Here is a 21,733-nt window from a genome sequence, read left to right as displayed (position 1 = left end):
CCTCTTTATCCGTTTCGCACGTTCGACGCGAAAGTTGACCACTGAGACCTCGCCCCAGGATGAGTCCAGGCAGCCCAGGACGGAGTAGATGCGTAGACCGTCAAGACGCTGCGGTCTCCGAAACTGAAGTTCACTGTATGGCCCGTGCCATACAGGTGGTTCGCTGTGGTTCGGAAGTTGAAGAAGAAGCTATGGTTCGCATCCGGCAGCTGTGTCACTCCCATTCTGCATTCGAAGTTTCCGATGACGGCTACGCGGAGCGGCAGGAGCTGACCATTGCTGGGATAGTTCCTAGGGGCGCCGGAAATAGGAAAATAGCAATTGAAGCAGCCGCGGACCAGGCTGGACGCCTGGTACTTCGTCTTGCCGTATGAGTACGTGTAGGAGTAGCTCCATCCGGAGGAGACTGAGACCGGGTAATCGCTGACCTGATCATGGTTGAATTCCTGGTAGAGGATCCCGTCTTCCCAGGTGTACCAGGCCTCGATTTCTTCACCCGAAGCGTCACTTGCTGTGATGCTGGTGAACGCAGCGACAGTTCCTTCGTCGGCTTCCAGAAGGTGCCCTTCAGGGTTCTCGGTCAGCTCTGCCTCCGATGTGATGTCGAGGTCCAAAGCAGGTGCAGTAGGTTCGTTGGAGTCGCTGACCACAGAGTTGAACTCCATTCCTGCGGGGTGACTGGTCACCTTGAAAGTGGACCCGAGGCCGTCGTTCAACGCGAGATGCAACTCAGTGTCTGCCGTGGAACCAATCTCTTCAGCTGCGGCCGTATCGACGACAGTAAAAGTGAGTCTATCGTTTGCGGATAGTTCGTCCAGTTCGGTCTCATCCTGCACCCCAGGAGATTGTGGGGTAGAAGGTTCGACAGAGGAGTTTTCGGTATTTGGAGTGTGTGAGACCCTGGCCTCTCCAGTCGGTGAGTCCCATACATCCAGTGCCCCAGATTTGTCTGACTCTGGGAAGCCCGATGGCGGCGGCGTGTGGGGCGTGTTGTCCACCTGCATAGGTGTGAACATGCCTGCGCTCAGCGCGCCTATCGAAGCGAGCGATACGAGAGTCTTCATGCGTCCCTTCTTGGCCGGATGAGTTGAGAACCCCAGGTGAGGGGCTGCACTCTAGGATCGACGAAGTTGCGACCGTCGCCCGGTAGAAGAGCGGATACTGGTGACCATTGGCTACATCCGAGGTCTGACGAGACCCAGCTGCGTAGCACGGATGAGCAGCTGCACGCGGTCTCGAGCGTCGAGTCTGCGATTCAGCCGGCTCAGATGTCCTTTGACTGCGGCTTCGCTGATCGTCATGGCCTGCGCGATCTCATGATTGCTGAGACCTGTGGAGAGGTGCTGCAAGGTCTCCAGCTCCCGGGGCGGGATCTCTGGGACCAGGCTGAGGATCTGCGTTGCTGCTCGGTGAAGAGCGTCTGGAGAGGCTGTCGGGCTGACCAGCAGGTGGGGGGCAACAGCGGAGTCCAAGATGGGCTTGTCGGCGTGGACACGGCGTATGCCAGCCACTATCTCCCGTGCGGTCGCGCCCTTGCTGAGGTACCCGGTGGCGCCCGCGAGAATCGCATGAGCGACAGTCGTTGGGGATGTGAACGCTGACAGTGCCAGCACCCGCGTGCGTGGGTAGGTGTCGACGATGATCCGAGTGATCTCGACGCCGTCGTGGTCCGGGAGGTGGAGGTCGAGTAGGACGACGTCGGGCGCGTCGTCCCGGACGCGGTGGAGAGCAGCCCGACCAGTGGCGTGGCCGCCGACCAGCTCCATGTCGGAGGCAGATCGCACGTAGATGCTGAGTGCGTCGCGCATGGCGGGATGATCGTCCACCACCAGCACTTGAATCATGGAACGATCCTATAGCCTGACCACATGGTGCGAACCCCAGTTCCCAGCATGGTGCAGAAGCTCCCACGGTACGCACTGCTGGCCGTCACGATTCCCGTGGGGTCGGCTCTGATCATCTCCCTGGTGCTGCAGATCCTCGTGCTGGAGTCCCCAGTGGCACAGGGTACGTTGATTGCCTACATTGCCTGGGCATTGAGTTTCTGCGCGCTGTGGATCGCGCCGCAGGCCGGTGCCGTCGTCGCACTCGGAGGCGCGGCCATGAGCGGATTCATGGGGGCTCCCGTGGAGGGGGCGCTCCTGGCGGTCGCCTTCGGAGGGATCATGGCTGTCTCCGCCCGGCCATGGTGCCGGCGCGCCTATCTGGTGCTGGCCTTGTTCTGGGTGACGCTGTCCGTGTGGGACCGAGCGTCAAGTGGGTCGGACCTTGGAATGTGGGTGTGGTGGGCACTGTGCATCGGGGGCGCCTATGTGGTCGGGGGTCTGCTCCGGCGGACCTATGAGCGGCAGCAGGATGCTGAGGAACGTGCTGTTGCTGTTGAAGCGGCCCTCGAGGCGGCCAGGGAGGCCGAGAGACGCGCGCTCGCCCATGAACTCCACGACTCGTTGGGTCATGAGCTGACGATGATCCGGATGCGCAGCGAAGTGGCCGGACTGGCCCAGAATCCTCAGGGCCACGAGACGGCCCTGCGGGCGATTTCGGAGGCCGCGGGCTCGGCGATCTCAGATCTGCATCAGGTGGTGTCGGTGCTGCAGGAGATTCCGGGAGATGAGTACGCCGGTATCCAGATGGGGTTGGACGAGGTCCTCGAGCTGCGCCTGGATGAACTGCGTGAGGGCGGGCATCATCCGCAGCTGTTGGTGCGTGGGGATTCCGCGAACGTGGGGCTCGTCCTCCAGCACGACCTCGGTTGCCTGATTCAGGAGGCCGTCACCAACGTGCTGCGGCATGGTGCTCCCTCTCATGCAGGCGAGCCCGATTGTTGGATCACGCTCGAGGTCGGCGAGACCCTGGATCTGACGGTGGCGAACCGTGCTGGGGCGGACGGCGAATCCGCTGGAGTGGGCAACGGCCGCGGGGTCGGCATGAGCAGCATGGATTGGCGAGTGAGAAGACTTGGAGGAACGTTGCGCGCCGGACCTGACGATGCCGGACGGTGGTGTCTGGAAGCTCACGGGATGCGCCGCGAGTGCCAGGTCGGAATTCCTGCGTCTGGAGCGGTCGGATGAAGGCGTCACGGACAGGGATCCGCGGTCATCCGTCCCTCACCGACTGGCTGTGACGCCCGCCATGTGCTGAGATGGTGACCGTGACACGGGGTGCCGCACTCTGCGGCTGAGATGACACCCGTCGAACCTGATCCAGTTAGCACTGGCGAAGGGATTGTCCGGCATACGCGGCCACGCGTCGCACGGCGGCGCACCTGGTGGGATCACCGGGGTGCTTCGCGCATCGCCTGCGGGCTGCCTTCGCCTCGAGACGAGAGGCACGCATGAGCACCGACACCGCACTCCACGACGCCGCACCCACCCGGGAATCCAGGGCCGAGGCCCACGAGGGCGCCCTGCCGCTGGCCGAGCAGGTCGTCGTCGTCACCGGCGGCGCCCGCGGCCTGGGCGCGGCCCTCACCGCAGCCTTCCTCCGCGAAGGTGCCCGGGTCGTGGTCAACTACCACTCCTCGCAGGCCGCGGCTTCAGCGATCGCCGCCGCCCACCCGGAGCAGGCGCTCGCCGTCGGCGCCGACATCCGCGACGCCGACCAGGTCCGGCAGCTGATCAGCACCGCCGCCGAGCACTTCGGTCGCCCGGTGACCACCGTGGTGAACAACGCCCTGGTGGACTTCGCCTTCACCGGCGACGCCCGCCCTCAGGCCGATGCGATCACCGCCGAGGAGTTCGAGGCGCAGTTCGCCGGTTCGGTGACCGGCCCGCTGAACGTCATCCAGGCCGCCCTGCCCGGGATGCGCGAGGCCGGCCAGGGGCGGGTCATCACCATCGGCACCAACCTCTTCCAGCACCCGGTGGTGCCGTACCACGACTACACCGCGGCCAAGGCGGCGCTGCTCTCGCTGACGCGCACCTTCGCCGACGACCTCGGACCGGACGGCATCACCGTCAACATGGTCTCCGGCGGGTTGCTGCGCACCACCGACGCCTCCGCCGCCACCCCGGAGGAGGTCTTCGACGCCATCGCCGCCGGCACCCCGCTGCGCAAAGTGACCACCCCGGAGCAGCTGGCCGACGCCGCCCTGTTCTTCGCCTCCCCGTGGTCGCGCGGGGTGACGGGGCAGAATCTGATCGTCGACGGCGGGCTGGTGAAGGGCTGAGCATGGGAGCGCGACAGATCACCACCGAAGCACCGCAGGTCAAGCTGAACCTGTTCCTCTTCGGCGTCGGGCACCACAAGGCCGCCTGGCGCGCGCCGGACTCTGCGGTGGAACGGCTCGGCGACGTCGACTACTACATCGAGCTGGCGCGCCTCGCCGAGCGCGGGACGCTGGATGCCGTGTTCTTCGCCGACGGCCACTCGCTGGGCATCGGCGCCGTCGAGGACGGGCCCACCTGGTTCTTGGAGCCGTTGACGCTGCTGTCGGCGATGAGTCAGCACACCGAGCGGATCGGGCTGGTCAGCACCGTGTCCTCGACCTTCTGGACCCCGTTCCACGCGGCCCGGCTGCTGGCCAGCCTGGACCACATCAGCGGTGGGCGCATCGGTTGGAACGTGGTGACCTCCATGTTCGACGCCGAGGCGCAGAACCACTCCTACCCAGCCATGCCGGCGCACGCGCAGCGCTACACCCGGGCCGAGGAGTTCATCGATGCCGTCACCCGGCTCTGGGACTCCTGGCCGCGGGAGTCCCTGCTCCACGATCGGGACGGACGCTACTCCGACGGCGGCCTCATCGCCCCCATCGACCATCAGGGCGAGCACTTCCAGGTGGCCGGGCCGCTGAACGTCCCGCGCCCGCCGCAGGGTCGGCCGGTGCTCTTCCAGGCCGGGGCCTCCGAGCAGGGCCGAGACCTGGCCTCCCGCTACGCGGAGGCGATCTACGCGGTCGCCTATGACGTCGAGGCCGCGCGGGAGTACAGCACCGATGTCCGACGCCGGCTCGCCGCCGCAGGGCGCGACCCCCACGGCACGGCGATCATGCCTGGGCTGGTCACCTATGTGGGCTCCACCATGGCCGAGGCACGCGCCAAGCAGGCCGCACTGGACGCGTTGCTGCCCACGGAGGCCTCGCTGCGCCAGCTCAGCGTGTTCATCGGCCAGGACACCTCGGACTGGGAGCTCGACGCGCCCGTCCCGGAGCTGCCCCCGCTGGAGGAGTTCACCGGGCCGCAGGGCCGGTATGCCACGATCCTGCGGATCATCGCCACCGAGCGGCCCACCGTCCGGCAGCTGCTGGGCCGGCTGGCCGCCGGGGGAGGGCACTGCACCATGGTGGGCACGCCGGAGTCGATCGCCGACGAGATCGAACGTTGGGTGGACTACGGGGCGGCGGACGGCTTCAACCTCATGCCGCCGGCCATGCCGGGCAGCCTCGAGGACTTCGTGGACCACGTGGTCCCGGAGCTGCAGCGCCGCGGACGGTTCCGCACCGACTACACCGGCACCACGCTGCGGGACCACCTGGGGCTGGCCGTGCCGGAGCGGAGAGCACCCGCACCGGCGGCGGCGTTCAGTTCAGCGGGTGGCTGACCGGCAGGTCCTCGGCCAGCAGGTCGATCAGCTCCGCGGTCAGCTCGTCGTCGACAGCCAGCTCAGCGTCGTCGAGGCGGGCCACCGGGGAGACCAGCCGCACTGAGGAGGCCAGGAAGACGTGGTCGGCGTCGAGCAGGTCCTGCGGGATCAGCGGCCCGTAGCCGAGGCTCCACCCGGCCTTCTCGGCGGCGGCGAAGATCGCCCCTTGGGTGGTGCCGGGCAGGATGCCGGTCTCCAGCACCGGCGTGATGAGCCGCCGGGCGCCATCCTGGCCGTGCGTGACGATCAGCACTGTGGAGGTCGGTCCTTCGAGCACCTGGCCGTCGGAGGTGGTGTAGATGACGTCGTCGAACCCGTGTTCCTTCGCCCAGCGCAGCGATGCCATGTTCACGGCGTAGCTGAGCGATTTGGCTCCCAGCAGCAGCCAGGGGGCGCGCTCGGCGGCGGTGGAGTCGTAGCCGCGGTCCAGCAGGGTGGCCGTCACGGGCTGGCCTCGGGTGGCGCGCATCGCCTCGGTCACCGGGCTCAGCAGGGCCCAGTAGGTGCCGGCGAAGGCGGGGTCGTCGGAGGCGGGTTCGCCCTCCACGCCGCGGGTGGCCACCAGTTTGATGGTCAGCTCCTCCGGCAGCGAGCCGCGGGTGCGGTACTCGTCGAAGCCGAGCTCGACGGCGGCCTGCCAGCTCTTCGCCGGCGGGATGCCGATGTCCAGGATGGCCGCGGAGCGGGCCAGTCGTTCCAGGTGGGCGTCGATCTTGCGCACCCGTCCCTGGATCGCGTACATGGTCTCGAAGACGCCATCGCCGCGTACGGCACCGAGATCGGTGACCCGCAGCTGCGGCTGGTGCGGGTCGAAGATCAGACCGTCAGGGTGCTCGACGTCGATCCGCACGGCGACGGCGGCGACGGAGTCCTCGTGGAAGTGCTCAGCCATGCCCCTCAGCATAGGCCGCGCACCGGGCCGGGGAAACACCTGACACCGTAGGATGGTGAGGCGTATGCGGCCCTGATCAGGGCGGAGCGACGACGACGGACAGGCGGAGCGGACGATGCTGTGGCCACTGAGCGGGCTGGGGATCGAGGGACTCCCCGAGTGGATCCTGCTGATCATCCTCGTGCTCGAAGTCGGCGTGCGCCTGGCCGTGCTGGGCATCATCCCGGACAATCGGCGGCCCAACACGGCGATGGCCTGGCTGCTGGCGATCTTCTTCATCCCCATCATCGCCCTGCCGCTGTTCCTGCTGATCGGCCGCAACAAGCTCTCCGCCCGCCGGCAGGAGCGTCAGCGCAGCATCAACGAGTCGCTGCTGGAGGCCACCAGCCATATGGACCTCTCTGACCAGCTGCGGGACAAGGACGAGCAGCTCGGCGCCACGGCGGCCCTGAACCGCAAGCTCGGCGCCTTCCCCATCCAGGAGGGCAACAGCATCGAGCTGATCTCCGACTACAGGGCCTCCTTCGAGTGGATGGTCGACGCCATCGACGAGGCGGAGGACTACGTCCACGTGCTGTTCTACATCGTCGGCGACGACCCCGGGTACGCCGGTCCCGTCCTGGACGCCATGGAGCGGGCCGCCGGCCGAGGGGTCCAGGTGCGGTTCCTCTACGACCACCTCGGCACCATGCGCGTGCGGGGCTACCCCCGGCTGAAACGCCGGCTCAAGCGCTCCAGCATCGAATGGCACCGGGTGCTGCCGGTCCGGCCGCTGCGTCGCCGGTTCTCCCGACTGGATCTGCGCAATCACCGCAAGATCGTCGTCGTGGATGGGGTGAAGGCACTGACCGGCTCCACCAACCTCATCGAGCCCCACTACCAGCGGCCCTCGGCGGCGCGGATGGGACGCCGTTGGGTGGAGCTGAACGCGGTGCTCACCGGCCCTGCGGTCACCGGCCTGGACATCGTCTTCGCCTCCGACTGGTACGCCGAGACCGGAGAGAACCTGGGGGAGCAGCTGCTGGTGGACACCGAGGCCGACGAGGCGGCCGCGGGAGGCGCGCTGGCCCAGGTGGTGCCGTCCGGGCCGGGCTTTCCGGACGAGAACAACCTGCGGCTGTTCAACGATCTCATCTACCAGGCCACCGAGCGTCTGGTCATCTGCACCCCGTACCTGGTGCCCGACGATTCTCTGCTCTATGCGGTCACCAATGCCGCCCACCGCAATGTGGAGGTCATCCTGCTGGTCTCCAAGAAGGCCGACCAGTTCACTGTCCAGCATGCCCAGCAGTCCTACTACGAGGCGCTGCTCGCCGCCGGGGTGCGGATCTTCCGCTACCCGGACCCGGACGTGCTCCATGCGAAGTTCATGATCATCGACGACGACGTGATCGTCATCGGCTCCTCCAACATGGATATGCGATCCTTCTCGCTGAATCTGGAGGTCACTCTGATGGTGGTCGATGAGCAGAAGGTCCGAGAGGTGGAGGAGGTCTTCGCCGACTACATGGCGATCTCCTCGGAGCTGCATCTGGAGCAGTGGCGGCAGCGTCCCTGGCATGTGCGCTATCTGGACAACGTCTTCCGGCTCACCGCCGCGCTGCAATGAGGCCATCGCGGTCTCTGGCCGGATGAGGTACTGTCGGAGGTTGTCTGCGCCCCGGTGAGTTGGCCCAGTGCCTCACCTGCGCTGATCATCGACATGCCATCCGACGAGGCCACCCATGGAGGGGCGATGAGCCGAGATCGCACGGTCCGGTCCGGGGTCACCCCCGGCGTCCGGCGATCACCGCTGCCTGCCGGTGCGCTGGTCGGCCTGCTCGCGCTCACCGGCTGTGGAGCGGGGTCTGCCGAGGATTCCGGCGCTCGGGACACCCTCGCCGCCGTCTCCTCCGATGACTCCGGCGACCCTGGGGAGACGGGCCAGGGCGGCGTCGCCCCTGAGAACGCGCAGGACGCTGACACCGGAGAGTCCACCGCTGCGGGCGACGCCTCCGCCGGAAGGGACCCCTCCGCGGTCCCGCCGCTGGAGGAGGAGGAGATCGCCGCACTGCTGCTCGATGAGGAGGAGCTCCCGCTCGCCCCGGACTCCCTCGTGGAGGAGGCCGGGGCCGACTACTTCCAGGAGCACATCGGGGTCGTCGGCGACACCTATGTGCGCGCCTTCGGCGAGGACGAATGTGCCCGGCAGATGGACTCCGTCAACGAGCGACTGGTCGGTGAGGCACCCCAGGACGGGGTGATCCGGCAGGTGGTCCGTGACGTGGAGGGCGGCCAGGAGCGCCTCTACCTGTGGATGCTCAGCTACCAGGAGCCGGTCGACAGCGCCCAGATCTGGGATGACGTGCTGGACGCCTGTGCGGGGCATCGACTGGAGGACGGCGCGGACGTCATCGATTTCGAGGCCTTCGCCGCAGGCGGTTTCCGCGGGCTCACCATGGAGATGGGAGTGGGCGCCGAGGACGACTCCGTCGAGATGGAGGGTTTCTCCGCCACCCGTGACCTCGGCAGCAACCTCATGATGATCAGCGCGGTCAACATTGACGCGGCCACCTTCGAAGAGGTCGTCGAGGCACAGTCGAGGAAGATCGACGAGCGACTCGACCTCGACCTCGGCTGACTGGACTGACTCGGCTGTGGAGGAGCTGGCGTGGCCGGGGCCCACGGTCAGCTTCCTCGGTCAGGGCTGTTCAGGGTGTGGGAACTCCGCCCCCAGCGCACCGAGCACCCCCGCAGACTTGGTGACCACTTCCTCCCATTCGGCCTCCGGGTCGGAGTCGGCCACGATCGCCCCGCCCAGTCCCAGGTGGAGGCCGGCGACGTCGTCGCCCTGCGCGGAGATCACCAGCGTCCGGATCAGCACGGACAGGTCCGCGGCTCCGGTGCTGCTGAAGTACCCGGCCACTCCGGAGTAGGGGCCGCGCGGTCCCGTCTCCAGCCGATGGAGGATGTCCATGGTGGAGATCTTCGGCGCCCCCGTCATGGAGCCCGGCGGGAAGGCGGCGGCGACGACGTCGGCCCGCGGCACCTCGGGGCTGATCCGGGCGCTGACCGTGGAGACCATCTGGTGGACTGTCGGATAGGTCTCCACTGCGCACAGTCGTTCGGTGCGCAGCGTGCCGGGCACTGCGTGGATGGAGAGGTCATTGCGCACCAGGTCGGTGATCATCACGTTCTCCGCCCGGTCCTTCGGGTGTGCGGCCAGATCCTCTCGCAGCGCTCGGTCAGTCCGTGGGTCGCCGCCGCGCGGCCTGGTGCCCTTGATGGGCTCCGAGCGGACGGTGCCGGCGACGTCGATGCTCAGGTAGCGCTCCGGGGAGGTGGAGACGATGTCGACGCCTCGCCGAGGACCTGCCCCGTCGTGTCCGCGGTCTTCCGCCGGGGTCGGGCCCCGGCCGATGGGGCCCAGGCGGAGCAGCTGGGTGAAGGGAGCACGGTTGGCGGCCCGCAGCCGGCGGAACAGGGCGACCGGGTCCACGGCGGAGACCGCCGCACGGCCGGTGACCGCGGTGGTCAGGCAGACCTCATAGGTGTTCCCCTCGTAGATCTCCCGCTGCGCCTCGGCGATGGCGGCCAGATGCGCCTGCCGGCCGTCCCGGACCTGCAGGCCCTGGAGGGGCGGAGGGGCGTCGGCGCGGGAGGCGGCGGGGGAATCGGTGCGGGAATCGGTGGCTGGGGCGTCAGTAGGGGCGGAGTCTGCGGGACGGCCCGCGGTGCACTCCTGCAGAGCCCGGCCGACCAGCCCCTGCCACGCCGGATCCTCACCCAGGGACTGGATCTCCACATGGTCGCTGAGATGGTCGATCACCACTGCGTGGGTGGCACGGAAGAGGTGGGCGTCATCGTGCTCGGGCGAGCCGGCCGCTCCGGTCGAGGCGGGGGCGCCGCGGTGGTCGGCCTCGGTCTTGGTCGGCCCATGGTCCGGGGAGCCGACCTCACGGCGCAGCTCGTAGCCGAGCCATCCGACCCACCCGAGCTGGAAGGGCCCCGGGTGATGGACGTCGTCGTGCGGGGTCTCGTCGGCCGGAGGCGACCCTGTGTGGGGCCAGGCCTCGCGCAGCCAGGCGAAGAATCCTCCGGGCAGGCGATGCCGCGGCACCTCGGGATGGTCCGGGTGGTGCTCCACCGTCATGCCGTCGCGGTGATGGACCTCCAGAGCATGTGGTCCGGCGGAGAAGGCCAGGATGCTGCGTCGGCTGCGCGCCGGGGCCGTGGTGCGGGCGTGGTCGCTGGAGTCCAGCAAGGCCGCCGGAGCCGTGGGCATGGTGGCAGACAGGCGCTCGAAGAGCAGGATCGCGGCGTCCTCAGGAAGTCGGTGGGCCGCCAGCCGGTGACACCGCACCGGGGGAAGGTCCTCGGTGGCGAGGCGATGAGGCTCAGCCATGGAGAGGACTCAGCCGTCCCCGCCGAGGAGGCGACGGCGTCGCAGCAGGTGGTGCCCGCCGTCGCCGATCATCCAGACCCCCACGCCGACCTGGAGGACGGACAGCCACGTGGCGCTGTGCCCGATCCACAGGAAATAGGCGCCGGTCGCGGCGATGCAACCACCGGCGATCAGGGTGAACCAGGACAGGCGGCTGGTCTGCACGGTCCGGTCGGGCTCCCGGGCGGAGCGTCGGCGCGAAGGGTCGGCGGGCATGGACCCCAGTCTACTGGGCACCCGATACGATGACGGGCGTGACAGAGCAAGCCCCCACTGCGGAGAACCGTCGCGGGCGACCGCGCAGCGCCGCCGCGCACCAGGCGGTGCTCGCCGCCACCGCCCGGTTGCTGACCTGCGGAGACCTCGAATATGACGACCTCACCGTCGAAGGCATCGCTGCTGAGGCAGGGGTGGGCAAGCAGACGATCTACCGCTGGTGGCCGCATAAGGCCGCCGTGGTTCTGGAGTCGGTGCTGGCCGGACACCTGCAGCTCGACTTCGCGGAGGTTTCGGACACCGGCGACCTGCGCTCCGACCTGCGCCGCTGGGTGGATCAGACCCTCGAGGAGGCCTTCACCGAGGGCCATCGGTCCATGGCGCGCAGTCTGATCTCGGCACTGATCACCGGAGGAGCGCCGGCGGAGGGTCTGCAGGCGGTCACCCGCATCTGGGAGGACTCCCCGGTGGCGGATCGGCTGCGCCGGGAGCAGCAGGCGGGGCGGGTGAGCATGACGCTCGACGCCAGTGCGGCGGCCGCGGCCATCGCCGGGCCGCTGGTGCTGCGTCTGATCACCAGTGGTCGTCCGGACACGGGATGGGCGCACGCCCTGGTCGACACGGTCCTCGACGGCGCCCGCCTGCGCTGAAGAGCCCGCGCTGAAGAGTCGGCGCTGAAGAGTCGGCGCTGAAGAGCCCGCGCTGAACAGTCCTCTGGGCAGGCACTGGCGCTCTCGGCTGATCAGGCGCACCATCGCTGACGCCCTGCTGTGAGATTCCCCACAGCAGGGCCTGATGTCACTGCGAGGAATTTCTGAGACGCCGCGTCCTGTTTATGCTGGGAATGGCGCGCCAGGCCTGCCGTCTGGGACGCTTCTCACTCCTCGTGGAACTGAAGCGCGTCATCGCGTCTGTCCTGCCAACCACCCTCGACGGAGACGGAACCCCGCCCATGGCCAGACTCCTCCACCGCCTCGGATACTTCGCCGCCCGCCGAGCGAGGACGGTGATCGCCGCCTGGTTCGCCGTGCTGGCGATCGCCGTGACGTCCTTCCTGTCCTTCGGAGGGCAGCTGACCGATCAGATCACGCTGCCCGATCTGGAGACCACGCGGGTGGCCGACCGGCTCGCCGAGGAGATCCCCGACGTCGGCGGCGGCAGCGCGACCGCCGTGCTGCAGACCGTAGACGGCGAACCCTTCACCGACGGGCAGATCGACGAGGTCGCCGCGCTCAGCGAGGAGCTAGAGGCGCTCGAGCCGGTGGACAGCGTCACCGATCCTTTCGTGGCCGCCGCCGAGCGCGCCGACGGTGAGGCCGAGCTCCAGGACGCCCGGGAGGAGCTCGATGCCGGCCGGGAGGAGCTCGACGCCGGTCAGGAGGAGCTGGAGGCGGGCGAGGAGCAGCTTGAGGCCGGCCAGGCTCAGCTCGACGACGCCCAGGAGCAGCTGGACGTCGCCGTCGCCGAGGCCCAGGAGAGCGGCTACTACGAGGCCGTCCAAGGGGAGCTCGACGCCCAGCAGGCCCAGCTTGACGCTCAGCGGGCCGAGCTCGACGACAGCCGCGCCGAGCTGGACGACGCCCGCGAAGAGCTCGCCGACGGGGAGGCCGAGCTCGCCGACGGGGAGGCCGAACTGGAGCGCGGCGAGCAGATGCTCGAGCTCACCGAAGCCGTACAGACCGTCTCAGCGGACGACGACGTCGCCATCCTGACCGTCACCTTTCCGGAGGAGCTGCAGGCGGTCGGCGCCGACAGCCTCACGCTGGTCTCGGATACGCTGGCCGAGGCGCAGATCGACGGCGTCGAGATCCTGCCCTCCAGCGAGTTGACCTTCGAGATGCCCCACCTGTTCAGCACGGCCGAGGCGATCGGGCTGATGATCGCCGCCGTCGTGCTGCTGGTCATGCTCGGCACCCTCATCGGAGCCGGACTGCCGCTGCTCAACGCCCTCGTCGGCGTCGGGATCGGAGTGGCCGGGGCCATGTCCCTGTCCGGCATTGTGGACATGATGAGCGTGACTCCCATCCTCGGGCTCATGCTCGGGCTCGCCGTCGGCATCGACTACGCCCTGTTCATCCTCCACCGTCACCGCACCCAGATGAAGGACGGCATGGCGCTGCGCGACTCCATCGCGCTGGCCAACGGCACCGCCGGCAACGCCGTCGTCTTCGCCGGGGCGACGGTGATCATCGCGCTGCTGGCGCTCAACGTCACCGGCATCGGGTTCCTGGGGCTGATGGGCTCCATCGCCGCGGCCTGCGTGTTCATCGCCGTGCTCATGGCCGTCACCATGACCCCGGCGACCTTGTCGCTGACCGGCCGGCGCATCCTCGCCCGGCGGGAGCGCCGCTACATCGGGCTGCGTCGGTCCCGTCGCATCACCGAGCCGATGAAGACTCCACGCGCCCTGGGGCTCGCCGGACTGGCGATCATCGGACTCTCGGTGCTGGCCATCCCCACGTTCTCTCTGCGTCTCGGCCTGCCGGACGCCAGTTCGGAGCCGGCTGACTCCTCCTCCTATCAGGCCTACCAGGCCACCGAGGAGGCGTTCGGCGCAGGCCAGAACGGGCCGCTGCTGCTGGTGGCCGACCTCCCTGGCGGGCTCGGAGAGGCCGAGGCCCAGGACCTGCAGATCGAGGTCGCCCAGGCACTCGACGCCCGCGACGATGTCGCCGCCGTGGTCCCCGCGGCGCTCAACGAGGATCACGACGTCGCCGTGCTCCAACTCATCCCCGAGGAGGGGCCGGCCTCCGAGTCCGTGGAGCAGCTGGTCCACGACCTGCGCGGCACCGCGGCGCTGAGCGGGGAGGCCGTCGAGGGCGTGGAGCTCTCGGTGGCCGGCATGACGGCGGCCAACATCGACATCTCCGAGGCCATCGCCGACGCCCTGCCGCTGTACCTGGTGGTCGTCGTGGGGCTCTCCCTGCTGCTGATGATCATGGTCTTCCGCTCCATCCTGCTGCCGGTGGTGGCCACGCTGGGCTTCGTCGGCTCCTTCGCGGCCGGACTCGGAGGCGTCGTCGCGGTGTTCCAATGGGGCTGGCTGGGGGAGCTGTTCGGCATCAGTGAGCCCGGGCCGATCCTGACGTTCCTGCCGATCATCATGGTCGGGATCCTGTTCGGGCTGGCTATGGACTATCAGCTCTTCACCGGCTCCGGAATGCGCGAGGCCTACGCCCACGGGGACTCCGCCCGGCTGGCGGTGCGCAAGGGACTCCATGCCGGTCGCTCGGTGGTCACTGCCGCCGCGCTCATCATGGGCTCGGTGTTCGCCGGGTTCATCTTCACCGATGACCCCATGGTCACCTCGATCGGTCTCGCCCTGGCGCTGGGCGTGCTGCTTGATGCCTTCGTGGTCCGGCTGGTGCTGGTGCCGGCCCTGTTGCACCTGGCCGGCCCTGCTGCCTGGTGGCTGCCGAGGTGGCTGGATCGGATCCTGCCCGATGTCGACGTCGAGGGCTCCGCCTTGGAGCGTCAGGTGCTGGAGGTCGAGGAGTGGAGCGGCGCGGCCGGTTCCGCCGACGGTGCGGAGCGGGACTCCTCGCGGGTCCAGGAGACCGCCGACGCCGGGCGCTGAGGCCCTGCCCCGCCCCCACGCAGCGACTGGCCGAGAATCACCTCATCGCCCCGGTGACACGCCGTGTCGACAGGTCAGATGACGGGATTCTCGGCCACTGGATGTCGTGACCAGGGGCCGCTCAGGCGGAGCCGCGGACGTCGACGTCGTCGTCGCCGGACAGGGGCTCGTCCAGCAGTTCGAAGACTCCGTCGATGATCCGGTTCGGCCGGAAGGGGAAGTCCGCGACGTCTGCCCGGCTGGAGAGCCCGGAGAGCACCAGGATCGTGTGCATGCCGGCCTCCATGCCGGCGACGATGTCGGTGTCCATGCGGTCACCGATCATGGCTGTCTGCATGGAGTGGGCGCCCAGGTGGTTCAGGGCGGAGCGGAACATCATCGGGTTGGGCTTGCCGACCACGTAGGGGTCGCGCCCGGTGGCCTTGGTGATCAGGGAGGCGATCGCACCGGTGGCCGGCAGCACGCCCTCTGAGCTGGGGCCGGTGGCGTCCGGGTTGGTGACGATGAACCGGGCGCCGTCGTTGATCAGCCGGACCGCCTTGGTGATCGCCTCGAAGGAGTAGTTCCGTGTCTCGCCGACGACCACATAGTCCGGATTGGTCTCGGTCATGATGAACCCGGCCTCATGCAGGGCGGTGGTCAGGCCCGCCTCGCCGACCACATAGCAGCTGCCCTGGGCGTTCGACTCCGGGGAGATCTGGTTGGCGAGGAATGTGGACGTGGCCAGCGCGGAGGTCCAGATCCGATCCTCGGGGACCACCAGTCCGGAGTGGCGCAGGCGGGCGCTGAGATCGCGTGCGGTGAAGATCGAGTTGTTGGTCAGCACCAGGTAGGGGAGGTCCTGGCGGCGCCACTGCTCCAGCAGCTCGGCCGCCCCCGGGAGGGCCTCGTGCTCACGGACGAGCACGCCGTCCATATCGGTCAGCCAGCATTCCACAGAGTCACCGTTCATGGCCTCATCCTATGCAGTCCCCGACCCCCTGCCCAGGACGTGGCTCACGTTCCCGGTGGTGGGGGCCGATTCGCCGGGTGGGACGGGGCGGGCGCCCTTGACGAGACACGAGCCATCATGGTTCATTGGTGAAGTAATAAACCACAGAGGTAGTGAACTCGACTAGGCTGAGTGCGCTCCCGAAGGAAGGTGAGGCAGTGGAAGAAGGTCGCGCGCTCTTTGTGCAGATCGCCGAGCAGATCGAGGCATCTGTCCTCGACGGCACTCTCGCCGAAGGTGAGCGCGCGCCGTCGACGAACGAGCTCGCGGCGTTCCATCGCATCAACCCGGCGACCGCCGCCAAGGGGATCAACCTGCTGGTGGACCGGGGCATCCTCGTCAAGCGCCGGGGGCTGGGCATGTTCGTCGCCGAGGGCGCCTTCGAGGTGCTGCGAGCCGAGCGGCGCCAGCAGTTCGCCGATCACTACCTCACCCCGATGCTCACCGAGGCCCGCGCCGTCGGGCTGACCACTGAGGCCGTCATCGAGATGATCCGCAGTCGCGCGGATCGCCGATCGGCATCCACACAGGAGAGGAGGCGTCCATGAGCACCGCCATCGAAGTCCGCGGGGTCACGAGACGCTACAGGAGCACGACGGCGCTGGATCAGGTGTCCGTCACCTTCGCCCGAGACACGATCCACGGACTGCTGGGCCGCAACGGCGCCGGCAAGACCACCCTGATGTCACTGATCACCGCGCAGGACTGGCCCACCGCCGGAGAGGTCCGAGTCTTCGGTCAGGTCCCTCATGAGAACGAGCAGATCCTGCCGCGCATCTGCTTCGTCCGCGAGGAGCAGCAGTACTTCGACGACGCCCGGGCTCAGCATGCCTTCCGTGCGGCGGCGATGTCCTTCCCGCACTGGGACCAGGAGCTCTGCGACCGCCTGGTCCAGGACTTCAGGGTTCCGGAGAAGACGCGGATCAAGAAGATGTCCCGTGGGCAGCGCTCCGCGGTCGGCGTCATCATCGGGCTGGCCAGCCGGGCCGAGGTGACCTTCTTCGACGAGCCGTATATGGGTCTCGACGCCGTGGCGCGCCAGCTCTTCTATGACCGGCTGCTCGAGGACTACGCTCAGCATCCCCGCACGATCGTGCTCTCCTCCCATCTCATCGACGAGATCGCCCATCTGATCGAGAACGTGGTGCTCATCGACCAGGGGAGGGTCATCCTCGACGAACCGGTCGAGGACCTCCGTGATCGGGCGGTGACGCTGGTCGGTCGCTCCGAGGCCGTCGCGGAGATCGCCGCCAGTCGAGAGATCCTGTACGAGGAGACCATGGGGCGCATGGCCCGCACCACGGTGCTGGGAGCGCTCGACGGTGGCGAGCGACGTCGGCTCGACGAACTGGACCTCGACGTCGTGCCGGTCTCGCTGCAGCAGCTGGTCGTCCGGCTCACCGAACGGGAGCAGAAGGAGGTCGTGCGATGAGTCTGGAGATCACGGGGCAGAGGATGCAGGCGGAGGCGAGTGGCGACAGGGGTCGAACCCCCATCGCTGACGCGCGTGAGGAGGTGTCGACGTCGCGCTCCAGCTACGCCCGGATCCCGGCGGCCTTCCGCCTGCAGTTCATCGTCCCGACGCTCATCTGGGTGCCCGCGCTGGTGCTCCTGGCCTCCTGGGTGATCGCCGTGGGGATCGGGTTCTGGGTCGACGCGCTCGCCGAGGAGCGCATTGCGGCGCAGGAGCCGATCTACACCGGGGCTGCGCAGGCCGCCCTGTGGTGTCTGCTGTTCATGGCGGCGTACTCCGGGACGCACACCTTCCCGTTCTCGCTGGCGCTGAGCTACAGCCGGCGCGTCTACGTCGTCGGGACCTTCCTGGCCTTCCTAGCCGTCTCAGTCGGCTTCGGTCTCGCCTTCGGCCTGGCTGCCGCCCTCGAGCTGATGACCGACGGGTATGGCGCCCATCTCTACAACTTCGCCCTGCCCTACCTGGTCGGAGACAGCGTCTGGGTGGGCTCCCTGCTGGCCACCTCGGTCGCCTTGGTGCTGATGCTGCTCGGCTTCGCCTCGGTGATGTTCTACAAGCGGTTCAGCGTGACCGTACTGTGGATCCTCCTCGTCGGCCTGGCGGCGGTGCTTGCCGTGGGGGCGATGCTGGTCACCCAGGCTGAGGCGTGGGGCACTGTGTGGCAGTGGGTGGGCCAGCAGACCGCGCTGAGCTGGACGGCATGGCTGGTCCTGCCGATCGTCGCGCTGGCGGCCGGCAGCTACGCGATGATCCGTCGCGCGACGCCGTGACGGCGGGCCGGAGGTTCCGGGTGTGAGAGAACCCCGAGCTGACCAGCGTGAGGGGGACGCATATGAGCGGTCAGCTCGGGGTTCTCGAATCACTCGCACCTTGATGAGGTGATAGTTACTCTAGGGACCTACTTTGATGGTTTCCCTGATATTTCCTGGGAGTATCCTGAAAATCGGTGAGCAGCTGGTGAGCTGAGGGTGCTGATCACCTCGACGGTGTGATCGTCCCAGGTCAGCTGGATAGGCCGAGGGGTGACGGCGGCGGAGTGACGTCACCCACAGGATTTCGTCCGCAGGCTGTCAGGACTGCTCCGCCTCGGGGCGTGGAGTGCCCGGGTGAAGCATGATGTGACCGTTCTCCACGGTGACCAGGTGGGTCTTCACCGGGGTCATCGCCGGCGGGGTCTCCGGGACTCCGGTGCGGAGGCAGAAGGCCGACGCGTGCATCGGGCACTCCAGGGTGTCGTCCTCCACGAATCCGTCGGAGAGTGAGACCTGCTCGTGACTGCATTCGTCGTCCAGGGCGTAGAAACCGCCGTCCTCGGCGTGCACCACGGCGATGTCGGCCTCGCAACCGGAGTCCTCAGCGGCCACCCGCATCACTTCGCCCTCCTCGAGGGAGTCGACGGGACCGAGGTCCAGGGGGAAGCGTGTGTGGTCGACGTCGGGGGGCTGGGTCATCAGAACTGCCTTTCGGAAGGGTGCGGGTCGCGACCGGCGGGTCGCCACCTCAGTGATGTGCAGGGCCATTCTCTCAGGGGCCGGCTGGTCACAGATGACGAGGTACGCCCAGGGGAGCGCTCGACGCCGGCTCAGTGGCCGCGTAGTCGTTCGAGCTGGCGGCGCTCTCGTTTGGTGGGGCGGCCGGCTCCGCGCGGGCGGACGGGCAGGCCCACGTCGCGGGGGCGGACGCGCTCCTCGGAGTGGTCGCGGTAGGCCTTCTGGGCAACAGGGGCGCCGACGCGCTTTGACGGGGTGTGCACGACCTCCAGGACCAGCTCGTGGCCAGGGCGTCGGACGCGCACCACGGTTCCGGGGGAGATCTTCAGTGAAGCCTTGACCGGATCGCCGTCGATCTTCACATGACCGGCCCGGCAGGCTGTGGTGGCCGCCGAGCGGGTCTTGAAGATGCGCACCGACCAGAGCCACGCGTCCACGCGGACCGGAGATGTCGGAGCGTTCTCAGGCATGGGGCCAGTCTACGGTGCCGAGCTCGGTGAGCGAGCGTCCTGGGCGCAGGTGGCGGGATCGGAGAGGACCGCAGAGAGAAGCAGGCCCCGTGTCGGGAGCGTAGAGGGGACGCTGCTGCCCGACACGGAGCCTGCCGAATCACTCGCACCTTGAAGAGGTGTTCCCTACGATACGAATCCACCTTGAACGCTCAATGGGTGTTTCCTGGGAATCTCCTGAATCTCTGAGAGGCCAGCCCGTCACCCCTCGGTCTCCTGATCGGTCTCGGGGTCGGAGTCGGCGTCACCCTGGTCTTCGGGGAGGTCCTGCTGGTGATACTGGCCGTCGCAGGTCTCCAGCATCCAGTCCTCCAGGGGCTCCAGCTCGGCCAGCACGGCGGGGGCGTCGATGGCACCGTGATCCGCTTCCAGATACCCGGCGATGGTCTCCAGCGGGCCGCGCAGGTCCTCCGGCACCAACAGGTATGTCTGCTCCACCGCCGCGTAGGCGCCGTCGGCATCCTCCGGGGATTCCAGGCCTTCCTCCATGTCGGCTCGCAGGCCGTCTACCGTGGATCCCACCGTCATACACGCCTCCTCCTCGGAGAAGAAGGCGCCCAGCTCCTCGGTACGTTCAGCCTCGAGCTCGGTATCCGGGTCGGGGAGGCCGTCCCGGACGATCTCTTCCTCGGCGTCGTCTGCTCCGGACTCCTCCTCCTGCTCCTCAGGGTCGGCCGCCTCCTCCGCCTCATCATCGGAACCACCGGTGGCGTCGTCGGCGTCCTCAGGCTCGGACTCCTGGGGCGAGGGAGCGGTGTCTGCGGTCTCCTCCGAGTTCGGGTCGTCGGCCACGCAGCCTGCCAGCAGCAACGGGGCCGCCAGCAGGACAGCTGCTGCTGTGCGCCTCTTCCGGGGGAGAATCTCGAAGTCCATGTGATCAGTCTGGCACGCTCCGCCGGTTGTGGGTCACGTTCTCATTACGATGTCACCTGAGGCCGCTGTCCGGTTCCTCTCCGTGGCTCGGAGAATGGAATAGTGGATCACCGAGAGGGCAGTGCGACGACACTGACGATTGTCCTGCGGTAGTGGCACTCGATTCGTCGTGCTGCCCTTCTCGTCTGCCCGACGAAGAACTGCCCCTTCCCAGAGTGTTGTCTTCGCCGCGAGCCGGGAGAGGGGCCGCGCAAGAGCCACGCGTGGTCGGCGGTGAGTGCCCCGTCTCGATCCCCTGTTCCCGCTGAGGCCCCGAGTGAGGTCACTGTTGGGCCACAGTGCCATCACAGAATGGTTGAAGTTGGGGTCGAAGCTTTCCTGATCAGCTCTTGCCTTCTGCCGTGTATGCCGGGGTACAGTGGTGCCGACTTCCGGCGGGCCCGCCTGAGACGTTTCCCATCGTGTTCTTTTCGGGCCTGTCACTTCCCCAGGTCGCATGTCAGCCCGCGAAGCGAAGGCTCTTCACTTCGAAGGACGGCGTGCTGATGCGTCGTGCCCACGGCGCCCGGTGCTCCCATCACCGGGCGGAGTTCCGTGAGCGAGGCGGCAGTGCGATCGTGGTGCCTTCACAGCTTCAAGGGGACGGTTCTGCGTGAACGTCTAGTGAGGAAAAAGCTGTGCCGAAGAAGATATCGACGGCCATTGTCGGCACTCTTGCCGTCGGCCTGACACTGCCCCTCCATACCGGAGTGGCGACAGCCGCTCCGATGGCCCCTCTGAGTCCTTCGGTGCCCGGGGGCGGCGCTGCGCTGCCAGCCACCGGGATGGTCGGCGCGCTCGACGGCGTCGACCTCACCACCAACCGCAGCGCCACTGACTTCCGCATGCCGCTGGCATCCGGCTCCTACCGGTACTCCTCGGAGTACGGGCCTCGGTGCATCCCCATCCAGGGCGGTTCCACGAATCACCTGGGACAGGATCTCGGGGCGTCGGAGGGGAGTCCCATCTATGCCGTGGCTCAGGGCACGGTGGTGCGCACCTTCAGCGGCAACCGCTACAACTCCGGCTACGTGGTGCTTCAGCACCAGATCGACGGCAAGACGTTCCACAGCGCCTACTACCACATGTGGAATGCCAACACCCATGTGCGGGTCGGGCAGACTGTCAACGCCGGCCAGACCATCGCGCTCGTCGGAAACTCCGGCCCGTCCACGGCGCCCCACCTCCACTTGGAGATCTGGGAGGGCGCCTGGCTCACCGGGACCTCGCACAATCCCACCACGTGGTTGGCTCAGCGCGGCGTTGACCTGCGGGGGAACGCCCAGCGTGTGCTGAACCTGACGACCCCGAGTTCCTGCACGTACTACACGGCGCAGGACACGCAGCTGCGTGCTGCGGCGAGCTCCGGGGCGCAGATGATCGCCCAGCTTCCCCGCGGAACCGAGATGACCTCCGTGCCTGGGGACATGAGCAACGGCATGGTGCGCGTACAGGTCAACGGGCGCAGCGGTTGGGTCGCCCACCCGCACATCACTCCCACGCAGCCGAACGTGTCAGCCGGGGACAGCGGCTCCACCACTGGGTCGGATTCTGGGTCGTCTGGCTCGTCTGTGGCGGGGACGTATCGGACCACGACGGGGTTGAATGCTCGTGCGGATGCGTCGATGCGTGCCTCGGTGGTGACGGTGCTGAATCGTGGTGCTCA

At 67.9% G+C, this 21,733-nt stretch carries 20 protein-coding genes and 1 riboswitch; of the genes, 11 read left to right on the top strand and 9 right to left on the bottom strand.

Annotated features, from left to right (window positions below):
- Positions 1-5: 5 nt before the first annotated feature.
- Together ACYVKI_RS13710 and ACYVKI_RS13705 are read right to left on the bottom strand one after the other, a co-directional pair.
- The gene (locus ACYVKI_RS13710) at positions 6-1,064 is read right to left on the bottom strand and encodes a hypothetical protein (protein WP_460690923.1); all 1,059 of its coding nucleotides are present in this window, start codon (positions 1,062-1,064) and stop codon (positions 6-8) included.
- A gap of 111 nt (positions 1,065-1,175) precedes the next feature.
- Positions 1,176-1,844, bottom strand: coding sequence for a response regulator transcription factor (locus tag ACYVKI_RS13705; RefSeq protein ID WP_460690922.1), 669 nt, complete (start codon positions 1,842-1,844; stop codon positions 1,176-1,178).
- Positions 1,845-1,868: 24 nt separating this feature from the next.
- Between ACYVKI_RS13705 and ACYVKI_RS13700 the strand changes: the two genes are divergently transcribed.
- The 3 genes from ACYVKI_RS13700 (at position 1,869) to ACYVKI_RS13690 (ending at position 5,541) form a co-directional block, all read left to right on the top strand.
- Entirely contained in the window at positions 1,869-3,071 is a 1,203-nt protein-coding gene (locus ACYVKI_RS13700) for a histidine kinase (RefSeq protein ID WP_460690921.1), read from the top strand.
- 76 nt (positions 3,072-3,147) lie between these two features.
- Positions 3,148-3,243: riboswitch (TPP riboswitch) on the top strand.
- A gap of 91 nt (positions 3,244-3,334) precedes the next feature.
- Positions 3,335-4,168 (top strand): 3-oxoacyl-ACP reductase, encoded by an 834-nt coding sequence (locus tag ACYVKI_RS13695; RefSeq protein ID WP_460690920.1) that lies wholly within the window; start codon positions 3,335-3,337, stop codon positions 4,166-4,168.
- 2 nt (positions 4,169-4,170) lie between these two features.
- The gene (locus ACYVKI_RS13690; RefSeq protein WP_460690919.1) at positions 4,171-5,541 is read left to right on the top strand and encodes an LLM class flavin-dependent oxidoreductase; all 1,371 of its coding nucleotides are present in this window, start codon (positions 4,171-4,173) and stop codon (positions 5,539-5,541) included.
- Here the strand turns inward: ACYVKI_RS13690 and ACYVKI_RS13685 are convergent.
- On the bottom strand, positions 5,522-6,475 hold the full coding sequence (locus ACYVKI_RS13685) for an aminodeoxychorismate lyase (protein WP_460690918.1): 954 nt from the start codon (positions 6,473-6,475) through the stop codon (positions 5,522-5,524). The two genes, ACYVKI_RS13690 and ACYVKI_RS13685, sit on opposite strands and share 20 nt — an antisense overlap.
- A gap of 115 nt (positions 6,476-6,590) precedes the next feature.
- On the opposite strand from ACYVKI_RS13685, the gene cls reads away from it, so the two are divergent.
- Together cls and ACYVKI_RS13675 are read left to right on the top strand one after the other, a co-directional pair.
- On the top strand, positions 6,591-8,084 hold the full coding sequence (cls, locus tag ACYVKI_RS13680) for a cardiolipin synthase (protein ID WP_460690917.1): 1,494 nt from the start codon (positions 6,591-6,593) through the stop codon (positions 8,082-8,084).
- A 126-nt stretch (positions 8,085-8,210) separates the two neighbouring features.
- Positions 8,211-9,095, top strand: coding sequence for a hypothetical protein (locus tag ACYVKI_RS13675; protein ID WP_460690916.1), 885 nt, complete (start codon positions 8,211-8,213; stop codon positions 9,093-9,095).
- Between the two features lie 60 nt (positions 9,096-9,155).
- On the opposite strand, the gene ACYVKI_RS13670 is transcribed toward ACYVKI_RS13675, so the two are convergent.
- The gene (locus ACYVKI_RS13670) at positions 9,156-10,859 is read right to left on the bottom strand and encodes an anthranilate synthase component I family protein (RefSeq protein WP_460690915.1); all 1,704 of its coding nucleotides are present in this window, start codon (positions 10,857-10,859) and stop codon (positions 9,156-9,158) included.
- A gap of 9 nt (positions 10,860-10,868) precedes the next feature.
- Complete coding sequence (locus ACYVKI_RS13665; protein ID WP_460690914.1) at positions 10,869-11,114, bottom strand: hypothetical protein; 246 nt, start codon at positions 11,112-11,114, stop codon at positions 10,869-10,871.
- Between the two features lie 38 nt (positions 11,115-11,152).
- Here ACYVKI_RS13665 and ACYVKI_RS13660 point away from each other — a divergent pair, with 38 nt between their 5' ends.
- The gene (locus tag ACYVKI_RS13660) at positions 11,153-11,764 is read left to right on the top strand and encodes a TetR/AcrR family transcriptional regulator (RefSeq protein WP_460690913.1); all 612 of its coding nucleotides are present in this window, start codon (positions 11,153-11,155) and stop codon (positions 11,762-11,764) included.
- Positions 11,765-12,066: 302 nt separating this feature from the next.
- Positions 12,067-14,691 (top strand): MMPL family transporter, encoded by a 2,625-nt coding sequence (locus tag ACYVKI_RS13655; protein WP_460690912.1) that lies wholly within the window; start codon positions 12,067-12,069, stop codon positions 14,689-14,691.
- A gap of 121 nt (positions 14,692-14,812) precedes the next feature.
- Here the strand turns inward: ACYVKI_RS13655 and ACYVKI_RS13650 are convergent, their stop codons facing one another.
- Entirely contained in the window at positions 14,813-15,643 is an 831-nt protein-coding gene (locus tag ACYVKI_RS13650; RefSeq protein WP_460690911.1) for an HAD-IIA family hydrolase, read from the bottom strand.
- Positions 15,644-15,840: 197 nt separating this feature from the next.
- Between ACYVKI_RS13650 and ACYVKI_RS13645 the strand changes: the two genes are divergently transcribed.
- From ACYVKI_RS13645 to ACYVKI_RS13635, 3 genes are read left to right on the top strand one after another with little or no spacing between them, the layout of a single operon-like run.
- On the top strand, positions 15,841-16,230 hold the full coding sequence (locus tag ACYVKI_RS13645) for a GntR family transcriptional regulator (RefSeq protein WP_460690910.1): 390 nt from the start codon (positions 15,841-15,843) through the stop codon (positions 16,228-16,230).
- Positions 16,227-17,114 (top strand): ABC transporter ATP-binding protein, encoded by an 888-nt coding sequence (locus tag ACYVKI_RS13640; protein ID WP_460690909.1) that lies wholly within the window; start codon positions 16,227-16,229, stop codon positions 17,112-17,114. The genes ACYVKI_RS13645 and ACYVKI_RS13640 overlap by 4 nt, the downstream gene beginning before the upstream one ends.
- Positions 17,111-17,926: a hypothetical protein gene (locus ACYVKI_RS13635; protein WP_460690908.1), complete on the top strand. Its 816-nt coding sequence runs from the start codon at positions 17,111-17,113 to the stop codon at positions 17,924-17,926. Before ACYVKI_RS13640 ends, ACYVKI_RS13635 begins: the two co-directional genes overlap by 4 nt.
- Positions 17,927-18,226: 300 nt before the next feature.
- On the opposite strand, the gene ACYVKI_RS13630 is transcribed toward ACYVKI_RS13635, so the two are convergent.
- The 3 genes from ACYVKI_RS13630 to ACYVKI_RS13620 form a co-directional block, all read right to left on the bottom strand.
- Positions 18,227-18,607 (bottom strand): bifunctional 3-phenylpropionate/cinnamic acid dioxygenase ferredoxin subunit, encoded by a 381-nt coding sequence (locus tag ACYVKI_RS13630; RefSeq protein WP_460690907.1) that lies wholly within the window; start codon positions 18,605-18,607, stop codon positions 18,227-18,229.
- Between the two features lie 131 nt (positions 18,608-18,738).
- On the bottom strand, positions 18,739-19,116 hold the full coding sequence (locus ACYVKI_RS13625; protein ID WP_460690906.1) for an RNA-binding S4 domain-containing protein: 378 nt from the start codon (positions 19,114-19,116) through the stop codon (positions 18,739-18,741).
- A 240-nt stretch (positions 19,117-19,356) separates the two neighbouring features.
- Entirely contained in the window at positions 19,357-20,028 is a 672-nt protein-coding gene (locus ACYVKI_RS13620; RefSeq protein ID WP_460690905.1) for a hypothetical protein, read from the bottom strand.
- Positions 20,029-20,795: 767 nt separating this feature from the next.
- Here ACYVKI_RS13620 and ACYVKI_RS13615 point away from each other — a divergent pair.
- Positions 20,796-21,733: peptidoglycan DD-metalloendopeptidase family protein (locus ACYVKI_RS13615; protein ID WP_460690904.1), on the top strand; the 938-nt coding region annotated here is incomplete at its 3' end.

Source organism: Nesterenkonia suensis (genome assembly GCF_054782935.1).
Note: the sequence above shows the minus strand (reverse complement) of the source record. Positions and strands in the feature narration are given on the sequence as shown.